The organism is Telluria sp. GW821-FHT07G12, from assembly GCF_059418525.1.
On the sequence record NZ_JBWKQA010000002.1, the window covers coordinates 507,990 to 520,569 of the forward strand.

Here is a 12,580-nt window from a genome sequence, read left to right on the forward strand (position 1 = left end):
GCAAAAACCCGATTCTACCCGCTACGGCCGGGCCCGCTCAGCGCCCGCCTTTTTTCTTGACCAGTTCGCCGCCGCACAAGACGATGCACAGCAGCGCCGCCGCGGCCCACAGGCACCAGGCGGCCGGCAGGGCGACCAGCAGGTTCATCTGTCGGCCCGCGAGGCCTGCGGCAAGGACGGCGCCGGCCGCCACCGCGAGGAAGGACAGGAAGAGGTGCTGCTGGTGCGCGCGCAGCCAGGTCCAGGGCGTGCAGCAGCACAGCGCGGCGGCCAGCGCCACCGCAAGCACCGAGCCGCTGCCGGCCGCGATGCCGAACACGGCGCCGAGGACGAATACGAAGGCCAGCGCGACGCCGCCGCTGAACAGGGCGCCGTGTGGCCGCGTGCGTGCGCGCATGTGGCGCGGACAGGCCGCGCGGAAGCGGCGCAGCGAGCAGGCCATGACGGGCGCACAGGCCAGGGTATTGACGAGATGGGGCGCGATGCCGGTGCGGGCGCCGAAGCTCCAGCGCTCGAGGATCGCCCAGCCGAGGAAGGAAAACAGCAGGGCGCTGAAGGCGAGGTTTGCCGGAGACCGGCGGGCGCCGGTAGGGTAGGCGGGTAACGCTCCTGGCTTCATGTGGACCTCACTGTCTTGACGCACCCCGTCAGGATGCGCCAATGATATGAGAGGGCAGCTGACTCAGGTCAAACCGAACTCATCTTCCATCCCGCGCGTCCGTCTCCGGCTCCTCAGGCGTGCGCGCGACCGGCAAATGCCAGTCATAGCGGATCGCGGCCATGCGCAGGACGAAGCACAGGATGGCGCCGGCGCTGGCCATGGGCGCCGACGGCAGGCCCAGTACGTGGCCGATCACCACCACGCCGGCCCCAGCCAGCGCCGCCACCGCGTACACCTCGGCGCGTAGCACTGCCGGCACCTGCGACAGCAAGACGTCGCGCGCGACGCCGCCGCCGACCCCGGTCAGCATGCCGAGCAGGGCGGCCATCCACGGCGCCAGGCCGTATACCAGTGCCTTCTGGGCGCCGGCCACGCAAAACAGGGCCAGGCCGGCGCCGTCGAACACCAGCACCGGGTTGCGCAGGTGGCGGACCTTCGGATACCAGAAGAAGATCAGCACGCCCGCCGCCACCGACACCACCAGGTAGCGCCAGTCGCTGATGGCGGCCGGCGGCGTCGCTCCGATCAGCAGGTCGCGCACGATGCCGCCCGAATTCGCGGCCACGAAGGACAGCACCAGCACCCCGAAGATGTCGAGACGGCGCTTGACGCCGGCGGTGGCGCCGCTCAGGGCGAACACGAAGGTGCCGACCAGGTCGAGGGTCAGGACGAGCGTCTTGAGGGCCGCCGCCACGTCGAGGGAAACTGCCGGGAACATCTGGATGTCTTTACTGTAGTGTGAAAGGGCGCCGCACACTATAGCATCGGCGCCCCGAAATCAAGGGCGGGCATGCCCATCGGTGCCGGTTTCGTCGTACACTGGACATTACGACAAGAACGCAAGAAGCCATGATCATCTCTTCCGCCACCGACTTCCGCGAAGCCGCGCGCCGCAAGCTGCCACCCTTCCTGTTCCACTACCTCGACGGCGGGTCCGGCGCCGAGCAGACCCTGCGCGCCAACGTCGACGACCTGCAGAACGTAAAGCTGCGCCAGCGCGTGCTGCGCGGCTCGGACACCCTGGACCTGACAACCCACTGGTTCGGACAGGACCACGCGCTGCCGATCGCGCTGGCGCCGGTCGGCCTGGCCGGCATGTATGCGCGGCGCGGCGAAGTCCAGGCGGCGCAGGCGGCCTGCAAGGCCAACATCCCCTTCATCCAGTCGACGGTGTCGGTGTGTTCGCTGGCCGAGGTGGCGGCCAAGGCCAGCAAGCCGATCTGGTTCCAGCTCTACGTGCTGAAGGACCGCGGCTTCATGCGCGACGTGATGCGCCGCGCCGGCGAGCTGGGCGCGACCACCCTCATCTTCACGGTCGACATGCCGGTGCCCGGCAACCGCTACCGCGACCTCCACAGCGGCATGAGCGGCCCGGCCGGCCCGCGCCGCCGCATGCTGCAGGCGATGCTCCATCCGCGCTGGGCCTGGGACGTCGGCCTGTTCGGCCGCCCGCACGATCTGGGGAATATCTCGGCCTACCGCGGCCACGCCACCGGCCTCGAAGACTACATCGGCTGGCTGGGCTCGAACTTCGACCCCGGCATCAGCTGGCAGGACCTGCAATGGATCCGCGACGAGTGGAAGGGCGAGCTGATCCTGAAGGGTATCCTCGACGTCGAGGACGCGCGCGACGCCCTGGACTTCGGCGCCGACGGCATCGTCGTCTCGAATCACGGCGGCCGCCAGCTGGACGGCGCGCCATCCTCGGCCAGCGTGCTGCCGGCGATCGCCGAGGCCGTCAAGGGCAAGATGACGATCTTCGCTGATGGCGGGGTGCGCACCGGCACCGACGTGTTCCGCATGCTGGCGCTGGGGGCGGACGGGGTGCTGATCGGGCGCGCCTTCATCTATGCGCTGGCCACCCAGGGCCAGGCCGGGGTCGAGCGGCTGCTGGCGATCATGGAGAAGGACTTGCGGACGAATATGGTGCTGACGGGCGTGAAGTCGGTTCGGGAGATCGGGCCGCATTTGCTGGCGGCCTGAAACCATGCTCCTCCTTCTGATCTTTCTCGCCGGCATCTGGGCCGGCATCCAGAACACCCTGGCCGGCGGCGGCTCCTTCGTCACGTTGCCGGCGCTGATCGTATCCGGCATGTCGCCGCTGGCCGCCAACATCACCTCGACGGTGGCCCTGTTTCCCGGCCAGCTGACCTCGGGCTATGCCGGCCGCAGCCTGGTGAGCGGCGCGGCCGGGCTGCGCTTCCGCACCCTGTTCATACTCAGCGTGCTGGGCGGCGCGGTCGGCGGCCTGCTGTTGTTGCACACCTCTCCCAAGGTGTTCGCGCGCCTGGTGCCGTGGCTGGTGCTGTTCGCCACCGCCGTCTTCACCTGGGGCAGTTTCTTCCGCAAGGCATCGGCGGAAAAAGCGGCCCACCTCGGTCCGATGACGACCGGGACGGCGCAGTTCCTGATCGCGGTTTATGGCGGGTACTTCGGCGGCGGCATCGGCATCCTGATGATGGCGGCGCTGACCATGGCCGGGCTGTCGGCGCGCAACGCCGGCGGCACCAAGAACGTGCTGGCGGGCGTGATGAATGCCTCCGCGGTGGCATTGTTCATCACCTCGCCCGAGCTGCACTGGCTCGAGGCCGGCGTGCTGGCGGTCGGCGCCATCATCGGGGGCCTGGCCGGCGCCTGGGCACTGCACCGGGTCAACGAGAAGGCGCTGCGCGTGGCTATCGTTGGCATCGGGGTGGCGTTGACTGTAGGCCTGTTCCTCCGGCCCTTGTGACGGTCAGGCGACGGCTGTGAAGTCGACGGTGACGCGCAAGCCCTGGCCGTCGCCACGGCCATCGAGCCGGATCGTCCCCCGGTTGCGCTCCGCCGCGCGCTCGGCGATGGCAAGACCGAGGCCGCTGCCCGGCTGGTCCTGGCCGGGAATCCGGTAGAAGCGCTCGAACACTTTGCGCCGCAGGCCGGGGTCGATGCCGGGGCCCTGATCGGCGATGCTCAGGCGGCAGCCGTCGGCGCGCGGCGCCAGCTGGACTTCGATCGTTCCACCTTCCGGCGAATATTTGATGGCGTTGCTGACAAGGTTATCGACCAGCGCCGCAATGCTTTCCACATGAAGCGGCAGGAGACACTCGGTGTCGGCCTGGAATTCGATCTCGATGCCGCGCTGCAGGGCCAGCGGAACGGCCGCGGCCAGGCGGTCGCGCACCAGCGTGCCGAGTTCCAAGGGCGGCAGGGGCGCCTGCGCCGGTTCGGTCTGCGTTCGTTCCAGCGCGAGCAGCTGATGCACCATGCGCGTCGCTCGATCGACGCCGTCGCGCAAGCCGTCCGCCGCATCCTGCGACCGAGCACGGGTCTCGGCATCGCAGCGGCTCAGCAGGACATGGGCGTTGATCTGCACCGCGACCAGCGGCGTCTTGAGCTCGTGCGCGGCGTCCGTCAGGAACTGGTGCTCGCGCTCGATGCGCTCGCTGAGGCGCTTCATCAGGCGGTTGATGGCATCGACCAGGGGCGAAAGCTCACGGTATTTCGAGGCCGGCAGCGCGGTCAGGTCGGACACCGCACGCTGCTCGATCGCGGCGGCGATCTCGCGCAGCGGGCGCAGTCCGATACCGACGATCAGCCACGCCGGCAAGAGCAGCAGCGGCAAGCTGAAGACGGTCGACGAGGCGAGGAAGCTGATGCCGGACATCGACAGCATCCACAAGTCGTCGACTTCATGGCTGCGTTCCAGCGCCAGGCCGGTCACGGCGTCGCTCTCGCGTGAGCTCACCCAGCCATTCTCCTGCAACGGGCGCGCCTGGTCCGGGTTCTTGAGCACATCCGGGAGGCCGGGCAGCGAGTCGTAGAGCAGGGCCCCGTGGCGCCACACCCGCAGTCTCACCTTCGAATGGTAGTCGAGCGTCTGGAACATGCGCAGCCGTGTCGCTTCAAGTTCGCGTGCAGCCGCCACCAGCTCTGCCGGCCGCTCGGCGAGCAAGCGCAAATGCAGCAGCGCCTCGCGTGCGTGAGCGCGATTCTCGGCCGCGGTACGGGTCCGCTGGGTGATGCGTGCGTCCTGCAGCACGTAGGCCAGGCCGAGCAGGAACACGATCACGGTGACGACGCTGAAGCCCAGCATCAGCCGCCGGAACAGCGAAGACTGGGTCGGAACGGGAAGGGGGGCCATGGCTTACGCGGGCTCGCGCTGGATCACGTAGCCGACGCCACGCACTGTACGGATCATGCGCTCTCCAATCTTGCGCCTGAGATTGTAGATATGAACGTCGAGCGTCTGGCCCTCGCTGTGCGGCAGCACGCGGCGTTCGAGGTCGGCGCGGGTCAGCACCCGGCCCGCCTGCTTGACCAAGGTGAGCAGCAATGCATACTCGGTGGGCGACAGCGCCACCGCGCCCCCGGCCCGCAGGACCTGCATGCTGCCCTCGTCGATCGTCAGCTCGCCCACGTTCCACAATTGATCGCTGCGTTCGACGGTGCCGCTGGCGCGCCGCACGATGGCGCGCAGCCTTACCAGCAGCTCGGGGATGTCGAAGGGCTTGATCAGGTAATCGTCGGCGCCCAGGTCGAACCCTTTCAAGCGGTCTTCCAGGCTGTCGCGCGCAGTGATGATCAGCACCGGCAGGCTGAGGCGCCGTGTACGTATCGCCTGCAGCAGGTCCGCGCCGTCGCCGTCGGGCAGGCCGAGGTCCAGCAGCATGGCGTCGAAATGTTCGGCTGCCATGCGCTCCATCGCGTGCGCCGCCATGCGGCACCAGACCACCCCGTGGCTGTTGTCCTGGAACACGGACAGCAGTGCCCGGCCGATCGAGAGGTCGTCTTCCACCATCAAGATTTTCATGCCGCGAGTGTAACAGCCGGGCTGGGTCGAGGGGACGATACAGGCGCCGTCAATCTTCAGGTTTTCTTTATGCCACCGTGCCGTGACATTTCCGCACCTTGCGCTGGACGGTAGCGGTGTTTCGCCCCTGAGTGCAAAGGAAATTCGGAGCTGTGGCGTGACGGGGAAATGTCGTTTGCCTTTATGCCCATTCGTGCAAATTGTCTGTACAGGGCATGGCCGCAAGGCAGCGCGTTTCTTTAGGCCAGATTCATGAATTGGCGACATCGGTTTTGACGACGGGAATGGTCAATCGCATCATCTAGCCCGACGCTTCGCACCCGATGGTCCACTACAACAACGAGAGACGACATGAAAAAAGCATTTGCCCTGCATCCGCTCGCCGCCGCCTGTACCTTGCTCCTGTGCGGCGCCGCCGGCGCCCAGCAGCTCGATTCGACCGCCAAGCCCGCCCGTGCCGACCAGCAGGAGCAGGACATCAAACCGGGCGGCGCCCAGCCGGTTCAGCCGGACATTGCGCGCGTCGAGGTGTCGGGCATCCGTACCGGCATCGAGGCCGCCATCTCGATCAAGAAGACCTCGACGTCGATCGTGGAAGCCGTGTCGGCCGAGGACATCGGCAAGCTGCCCGACACCAGCGTGGCCGAGTCGGTGTCGCGCCTGCCCGGCGTGACGACCCAGCGCAACAAGACCAACGGCAAAGCCACCGATGTCAGCGTGCGCGGCCTATCGCCGAGCTTTAACGGCTCGCTGCTGAACGGCCGCGAACAGGCGTCCACCAGCGACGCGCGCAGCCCCGAGTTCGATCTGTTCCCGTCGGAGCTGACCGGTGCGGTCGTGATCTACAAGACGCCGGACGCCAGCCTGATGGGCCAGGGCCTGGCTTCCACCATCGACTTGCACACGCTGCGCCCGCTCGATTTCGGCAAGCGCGTGCTGGCAGCGAGCGCGCGCAAGGAGCGCATCGGCTTCGATTCGGGAGCGGACATCGGCTCCGGCCATCGCAGCACACTGACTTACGTCGACCAGTTCTTCGGACGGACCCTCGGCCTGTCGATCGGCTTGACCTCCCTGAAGGAAGACAATGGCGGCGAGCTGAAATTCGACAGCTGGGGCGGATTCATGGTCGACAAGACCTTCGACGGCCAGACCGTGAAAGTGCCGGGCGGCTTCCTGGCGGAGACCTCGCGCCGCAAGAATGACCGCGACGCGGTCTCGATCGGTCTTCAGTTCAAGCCCAGCCAGAACTTCAAGACCATGGTCGATGCGTTCTACTCGCATGGTTCGGAATCGACCAAGAAAACCGGTATCGAAGGTGCGGTGGGCGGCAGCACCGGCGTTTACGATCCGGACGGCGTGCTGACGAATGCGACGGTCGCCAACGGCATCGCGACCAGCGGCACGCTGTCGAACTACAAGGCCGACGTGCGCAATCACATGTACTCGAACAAGGACCGCTTGCTGTCGGTGGGCGTCAACAGCGAGTGGAAGGCGGATGCCTGGCGGGTGGAAGGCGACCTCTCGCATTCGCGCGGTGTCAAGGCGCTGTCGAACTACGAGACCACCGCCGGCCAGCCGGGCAACCTGCCGAACTCCCAGCTCGGCAGCATCAGCTATAGCAACTTCGACGGCGTGCACTTCGACCAGGTCGTCTACAAGCCCAGCCTGAGCTATGCCGACCGCAAAGTGGCGGTGCTGACCGACGTCGACGGATGGGGCGGCGGTCCGCTAACCCCGCAGGCCGGCTATGTGTCGCTGCCTTTGATCGAAGACCAGGTCGACAGCATCCGCCTGAGCGGACACCGTGAGCTGGAGTGGGGGCCGCTGGCCGGCCTGCATTTCGGCCTCAACTTTACCAAACGCGACAAGTCCCGCGGCGGTGACGAAGGCCGGCTATCGATCCTGAATGGCGATGGCTACGCCAGCGTACCTGTGCCAGGCAGCGAGATCGCCATGGCCGGCGGCAGCGGCATCCCGGTCGTGTCCTTCGATCCAACCGGCACGCTTGGCACAGTCTATGCGCTGAATCGCTGGGTGGACGCGACCGTCCTGTCGCGCAACTGGACGGTAGGCGAACGTGTAACGACTGCCTACGCCATGGCCAACCTCGACGGCGCGCTCGGCGCGCTTCCCTACACCGGCAATGTTGGCGTGCAGGTGGTCCGGACGCGGCAGAACGCCAGCGGAAACCAGGTGGACCTCGCGAACTGCACCGGGATCACGATCGAGACCTGCCCATACGCGGTCCGTAGCGACGGCGCCAGCTACACCAACGTGCTGCCCAGCCTGAACCTGGCGTTCGACCTGCAGCGCGAACAATACCTGCGGGTCGGCGCCGGCAAGCAGATTTCCCGTGCAAACCTTGACAACATGAAGGCCAGCATGGACTTCGGCCTGCAGAGCGCCACCGCGACCGCGCCGGCGCTGACCGGGTATGCCGGCAATCCGCAGCTGAAGCCCTACCAGGCGACCTCTTTCGACATTTCTTACGAAAAGTACTTCGGCAAGAAGGCTTACGTAAGCGCGGCCCTGTTCTACAAGAAGCTGGACAGCTACGTGATCAACGCCCCGCGCGAATTCGACTTTGCGCCCTATACCAGCGCTTCCACGCCGCTGCCGCAAACCGGTCCGTACAAGAATTCGACGGTCGGCTTCCTGACCAAACCGGAGAACGGCTCGGGCGGCAACATGCGCGGCATCGAGCTGGCGGTAAACATGCCGTTCTCCCTGTTTACGAAAGGTGCGCTGAACGGATGGCTGGACGGCTTCGGCATTCAGGCCAGCCACTCGTACACCGACAGCTCGGTCAAGCTTCCGACCTCGGCCTTCGTCACCAAGAACAATGCGCCGGTATTCAATGGCGCAGTCGATTCGATCGGCCTGCCAGGCCTCTCGAAGAACGTCTCGAGCATGCGCCTGTACTACGAGAGCCATGGTCTGCAGCTGGCGGCGGCGGGCTACAAGCGTTCGGACTTCATTGGCCAGATCCTCGACTACCGCAGCGACTCGCAGTTCACCTTCATCAAGGGCGAGACCATCGTCGACCTGCAGGCGGCCTATGAGTTCCAGCAAGGGTGGCTGCGCGGATGGACCATCCTGCTCCAGGGGCACAACATGACGAACCAGCCCTTCCGCGAGTACACCAAGGATCCGAACCTGATCACCAACGAGGTCAAGTACGGCCGTACTTACTACGCCGGCGTCAACGTCAAGTTCTGAGCGATGCGGACCACGATACTGCATGCGGCCGTGCTGGCCGCGACGATGGCGGCGCTGGCTCCCGGGCCGCTTCTGGCGGCGGGGCCGGCGCCGGCCGGCGCGCCTTATGTGAAATTCGAGCACGCCGCCTGGACCCGTGACGCCACTGTCTACGAGATCAATACCCGCCAGTTTACGCGCGAGGGCACGCTGCGGGCGGCCGAGAAGGAATTGCCGCGCCTGGCAAAGCTGGGCGTGGGCATCCTCTGGCTGATGCCGATCCATCCGATCGGCGAGGCGAAGCGCAAGGGGGCTCTCGGCAGTCCATACGCCGTGCGCGACTTCCGCGCCGTGAATCCGGAGCTCGGCACGCTCGGCGACTTGCGCAGCTTCGTCGACAGGGCACACCGCCTCGGCATGCACGTGATTCTCGATTGGGTCGGCAATCACACGTCGTGGGACAACGCGCTGCTGTCCGGTCATCCCGACTGGTATGCGAGGGATCGCCACGGCCGTCCGCACCCGGCGCCGTGGTACGACTGGGACGACATCATCGACCTCGATTACGCCCAGCCGGGATTGCGGCGCTACATGGCCGATGCGATGGCATATTGGGTACGCGAAGCCGGCGTGGACGGCTACCGTGCGGATGCCGCCGGCCTGGTGCCGCTCGACTTCTGGGAGGACACGGCGGCCGAGCTGCGCGCCATCAAGCCGGTGTTCCTGCTGGCCGAATGGGAAAGCCGCGACCTGCACGCGCGCGCCTTCGACGCGACCTATGCCTGGACCTGGTGGGACACCTTGAAGAACATCGCCCAGGGCAAGCAGGATGCCAGCGCTTTGCACCAATACTACGCCTGGGATGAAAAGTTCTATCCGGCCGCGGCCTATCGCCTGCTGGGCACCAGCAACCACGACAAGAATGCCTGGGAAGGCACCGAGTTCGAGACCTTCGGGCCGGCGCTTGAAGCGGTGGCGGTGCTGTCCTTCCTCAGCAAGGGTATGCCGATGATCTATAACGGCCAGGAAGCGGGCAACACTAGGCGCCTGGCGTTCTTCGAACGCGACCCGATCGCCTGGCAGGCGTCTGCGTGGGAGGCGTTGTACCGCCGGCTGATTGCCCTGAAAAAGAAGAATCCCGCACTCTGGAACGGCGCCGAAGGCGGCGTGGTGCAGCAGGTCCGCAACGGCGACGAGAAGCGCCTGCTGAGCTTCGTGCGCCAGCGTGGCGACAGCCAGGTCTTCGCCGTGTTCAATCTCTCGGGTGACGCGCTGGAGGCGCGCTTCGCCGACGACCTGCAGCTTGGCAGCTATCGGGACTTCACGGACGGCGCCACGGTCACCGTCACGCCCGATACCCGCTTCACGATGGCGCCGTGGAGCTATCGGGTGCTGGTCCGCTAGGTGCCCCATGCTGTTGCCGCGCTCACAGGCGTGCTGGTACAGCGCCAACCGGCGCACCGGAGGCATGGTGGTCAGTTCGGGCCATGCTCCGGGGCGCCGTCCATCAGGAGAAAAAGACATGCAGTCACCCTTGCTGCGCGAGATCGTGATCGTCGGCGGCGGCAGCGCCGGCTGGATGAGCGCGGCCGCACTTGCGACGGCCCTGGAAGGGCGCTGCCGGATCCGCCTGGTCGAGTCCAGCGACATCGCCACCGTCGGGGTCGGCGAGGCGACGATACCGATGATCCAGCGCTTCAACCAGTTCCTCGGGATCGACGAGAACGACTTCCTTCAAGCGACCCATGGGACCTTCAAGCTCGGCATCGAGTTCCGGGGATGGGGCGACGAGGGCGCACACTATATCCACGGCTTCGGCCGTGTTGGCCAGCAGCTGGCCAGCGTGCCTTTCCACCAGTACTGGAACCGGATGCGCAGCCTGGGCCGGGCGGCGCCGCTGGGCGATTATGCGATCGGCTGCGCCGCGGCGCGCGCGGGGCGCTTCGCAAAGCCCGATCCCGCGCTCGGCGATTCGCCGCTGGCGGACATCGCCTATGCCTACCATTTCGACGCCGGCGCCTATGCGCGCTTTCTGCGTACGCTGGCTGAAAGGCGCGGCGTCGAGCGCATCGAAGGGCGCATTGCCGGCGCCATCCTCGGTGCGGATGGCAATGTGGCGACCCTTGCATTGGAGGACGGCCGCCGCGTCGACGGGGAGTTTTTCGTCGATTGTTCCGGCTTCCGGTCGCTGCTGATCGGCGAGACCCTTGGCACACCCTTCGAGGACTGGTCGCATTGGCTTCCTTGCGATCGCGCGCTGGCCGTACCAAGCGAACCGGCCGGACCCCTGCAGCCCTTGACCCGCTCGACAGCGCGCCGGGCTGGCTGGCAGTGGCGGATTCCGCTGCAACACCGTACCGGTAACGGCCATGTTTTCTGCAGCAGCCATATGAGCGAGGACGAAGCCGCCTCCGTACTGCTGGCCGGACTGGACGGTGCGCCGCTCGACGCATCGCGGCTGTTGAAGTTCCGGGCGGGGCGCCGCAGCCTGGCCTGGAACCGCAATGTGGTCGCGGTCGGCCTTGCCGGCGGCTTCCTGGAGCCGCTGGAGTCGACCAGCCTGCACCAGGTACAGACCGCGATTGCGCGCCTGATCGAGTTCTTCCCCGACGCGGGTTTCGATCCGGCGGATGTGACCGAGTACAACCGCCAGGCCGCGTTCGAGACGGAACGCATCCGCGACTTCATCATCCTGCATTACCACCTGAACCGGCGCACCGACTCGGCGTTCTGGCGCGACTGCGCGTCGATGGCGATTCCCGACACACTCAGGCAGAAGATGGCGCTGTATCGCGCGCATGGGCGTTTGCAGCGCATCGACAACGAGCTGTTCGCCGAGCCTGGCTGGCTCCAGGTGTTCGAAGGCCAGGGCCTGCGCCCGCAAGGCCATCATCCACTGGCCGAGCTGCGCAGCGAAGCCGAGGTCGAGGCCTACCTGGCCGGCGTACGCGAAGTGATCGGCAATTGCGTACGCAGCATGCGTTCCCATGCGGAGGCGCTCGGGCGCGGCTAGCACCTCGGCTTCAGTGCGCGATCAGCAGCGGCACCCGCGCGCGCTCCAGCAGTTCGCGCGTGGTCAGCGGCCTTGCGCAGTTCCTCGAAATCGTCGCCGATCACCGGTGCCGCCATCGAGCCGGTCAGCAGGCTGTAGTCCATCCACGAGATGCCGGTCGCGCCCAACCGGCTTTCCTGCCGGGCGCCGCCGTCGATGTGTACGACGATGGTCTTGTACATGTCGGGTCCTCCCGAAGTAGGACGGCAGATGCCACTTTAGGCCTGCTTGCCGGCGCTGTCAAAACCGCGGCGTGTCAGCCAGGACGGAACATCCGGAACAGCTGTTCGTGGCCGATCGTGAAGTAATCGGCCGGTCCGCCGCCGCGCAGGATGGGCACGGCCGCGGCGGTTTCGTAGACGCCATCCTTGAGCAGCGAACGGTCTATGTGCACGCCCACGACTTCGCCCAGCACCAGCCAGGTCGGCACCTGTTCGCCGTCCGCGCGCTGCAGCTGGATCAGCTGGCTGAGGCGGCATTCGAAGGACACCGGCGTTTCCGCCACGCGCGGCACCTTCACTACGTTCGACGGCGCCGGCGTCAGGCCGGCCAGCGCGAACTCGTCGGCTTCCGGCGGCACCGCGGCGCAGCTCTGGTTCATCTGTTCGGCCAGCGGGCGGGTGGCCAGATTCCAGCAGAACTCGCCCGTCTCTTCGATATTGCGCACCGAATCCTTCCAGCCGATGCTGGCGAAGCCGACGATGGGCGGGACATAGTTGAAGGCGTTGAAGAAGCTGTAGGGCGCCAGATTGAGGATGCCCGATGTGCTGTGCGAGGAAATCCAGCCGATCGGGCGCGGGCCGACGATGGCGTTGAAGGGATCGTGCGGCAGGCCGTGGCCGGTGCGCGGCTCGTAGAAATGAAATGCTGTGCTCATGCG

At 66.6% G+C, this 12,580-nt stretch carries 11 protein-coding genes; 5 read left to right on the plus strand and 6 right to left on the minus strand.

Translation table 11 applies throughout. The features are described from left to right. Positions 1-37: 37 nt before the first annotated feature. Both AC07PE_RS10425 and AC07PE_RS10430 read right to left on the minus strand, forming a co-directional pair. Complete coding sequence (locus AC07PE_RS10425) at positions 38-619, minus strand: hypothetical protein (RefSeq protein ID WP_498763903.1); 582 nt, start codon at positions 617-619, stop codon at positions 38-40. Positions 620-698: 79 nt separating this feature from the next. Further along, a complete protein-coding gene (locus AC07PE_RS10430) occupies positions 699-1,379 on the minus strand; it encodes a trimeric intracellular cation channel family protein (protein WP_498763905.1) in 681 nt (226 codons plus the stop codon). 131 nt (positions 1,380-1,510) lie between these two features. Here AC07PE_RS10430 and lldD point away from each other — a divergent pair, with 131 nt between their 5' ends. Further along, on the plus strand, positions 1,511-2,644 hold the full coding sequence (gene lldD / locus AC07PE_RS10435; protein ID WP_498763907.1) for an FMN-dependent L-lactate dehydrogenase LldD: 1,134 nt from the start codon (positions 1,511-1,513) through the stop codon (positions 2,642-2,644). Positions 2,645-2,648: 4 nt separating this feature from the next. Continuing rightward, the gene (locus tag AC07PE_RS10440; protein WP_498763909.1) at positions 2,649-3,392 is read left to right on the plus strand and encodes a sulfite exporter TauE/SafE family protein; all 744 of its coding nucleotides are present in this window, start codon (positions 2,649-2,651) and stop codon (positions 3,390-3,392) included. Between the two features lie 3 nt (positions 3,393-3,395). On the opposite strand, the gene AC07PE_RS10445 is transcribed toward AC07PE_RS10440, so the two are convergent. Next, entirely contained in the window at positions 3,396-4,781 is a 1,386-nt protein-coding gene (locus AC07PE_RS10445; RefSeq protein WP_498763911.1) for an ATP-binding protein, read from the minus strand. A gap of 3 nt (positions 4,782-4,784) precedes the next feature. Next, positions 4,785-5,450 carry a response regulator gene (locus AC07PE_RS10450; protein ID WP_498763913.1) on the minus strand — a complete coding sequence of 222 codons (666 nt, stop codon included), beginning with the start codon at positions 5,448-5,450 and terminating at the stop codon, positions 4,785-4,787. Positions 5,451-5,801: 351 nt separating this feature from the next. On the opposite strand from AC07PE_RS10450, the gene AC07PE_RS10455 reads away from it, so the two are divergent. From AC07PE_RS10455 to AC07PE_RS10465, 3 genes are all read left to right on the plus strand, one after another. Next, complete coding sequence (locus AC07PE_RS10455) at positions 5,802-8,669, plus strand: TonB-dependent receptor (protein WP_498763915.1); 2,868 nt, start codon at positions 5,802-5,804, stop codon at positions 8,667-8,669. Between the two features lie 3 nt (positions 8,670-8,672). Next, entirely contained in the window at positions 8,673-10,052 is a 1,380-nt protein-coding gene (locus AC07PE_RS10460) for an alpha-amylase family glycosyl hydrolase (protein WP_498763917.1), read from the plus strand. A gap of 118 nt (positions 10,053-10,170) precedes the next feature. Next, positions 10,171-11,661 (plus strand): tryptophan halogenase family protein, encoded by a 1,491-nt coding sequence (locus AC07PE_RS10465; protein ID WP_498763919.1) that lies wholly within the window; start codon positions 10,171-10,173, stop codon positions 11,659-11,661. On the opposite strand, the gene AC07PE_RS10470 is transcribed toward AC07PE_RS10465, so the two are convergent. Both AC07PE_RS10470 and AC07PE_RS10475 read right to left on the minus strand, forming a co-directional pair. Next, positions 11,658-11,882 carry a hypothetical protein gene (locus AC07PE_RS10470; RefSeq protein WP_498763921.1) on the minus strand — a complete coding sequence of 75 codons (225 nt, stop codon included), beginning with the start codon at positions 11,880-11,882 and terminating at the stop codon, positions 11,658-11,660. The two genes, AC07PE_RS10465 and AC07PE_RS10470, sit on opposite strands and share 4 nt — an antisense overlap. 74 nt (positions 11,883-11,956) lie before the next feature. Beyond that, a complete protein-coding gene (locus tag AC07PE_RS10475) occupies positions 11,957-12,577 on the minus strand; it encodes a flavin reductase family protein (RefSeq protein WP_498763923.1) in 621 nt (206 codons plus the stop codon). Positions 12,578-12,580: the final 3 nt, after the last annotated feature.

Bases quoted from the DNA above. Each gene is read 5' to 3' on its own strand.
- AC07PE_RS10425 (WP_498763903.1), bottom strand. From the start codon at position 619: ATGAAGCCAGGAGCGTTACCCGCCTACCCTACCGGCGCCCGCCGGTCT.
- AC07PE_RS10430 (WP_498763905.1), bottom strand. From the start codon at position 1,379: ATGTTCCCGGCAGTTTCCCTCGACGTGGCGGCGGCCCTCAAGACGCTC.
- lldD (WP_498763907.1), top strand. From the start codon at position 1,511: ATGATCATCTCTTCCGCCACCGACTTCCGCGAAGCCGCGCGCCGCAAG.
- AC07PE_RS10440 (WP_498763909.1), top strand. From the start codon at position 2,649: ATGCTCCTCCTTCTGATCTTTCTCGCCGGCATCTGGGCCGGCATCCAG.
- AC07PE_RS10445 (WP_498763911.1), bottom strand. From the start codon at position 4,781: ATGGCCCCCCTTCCCGTTCCGACCCAGTCTTCGCTGTTCCGGCGGCTG.
- AC07PE_RS10450 (WP_498763913.1), bottom strand. From the start codon at position 5,450: ATGAAAATCTTGATGGTGGAAGACGACCTCTCGATCGGCCGGGCACTG.
- AC07PE_RS10455 (WP_498763915.1), top strand. From the start codon at position 5,802: ATGAAAAAAGCATTTGCCCTGCATCCGCTCGCCGCCGCCTGTACCTTG.
- AC07PE_RS10460 (WP_498763917.1), top strand. From the start codon at position 8,673: ATGCGGACCACGATACTGCATGCGGCCGTGCTGGCCGCGACGATGGCG.
- AC07PE_RS10465 (WP_498763919.1), top strand. From the start codon at position 10,171: ATGCAGTCACCCTTGCTGCGCGAGATCGTGATCGTCGGCGGCGGCAGC.
- AC07PE_RS10470 (WP_498763921.1), bottom strand. From the start codon at position 11,882: ATGTACAAGACCATCGTCGTACACATCGACGGCGGCGCCCGGCAGGAA.
- AC07PE_RS10475 (WP_498763923.1), bottom strand. From the start codon at position 12,577: ATGAGCACAGCATTTCATTTCTACGAGCCGCGCACCGGCCACGGCCTG.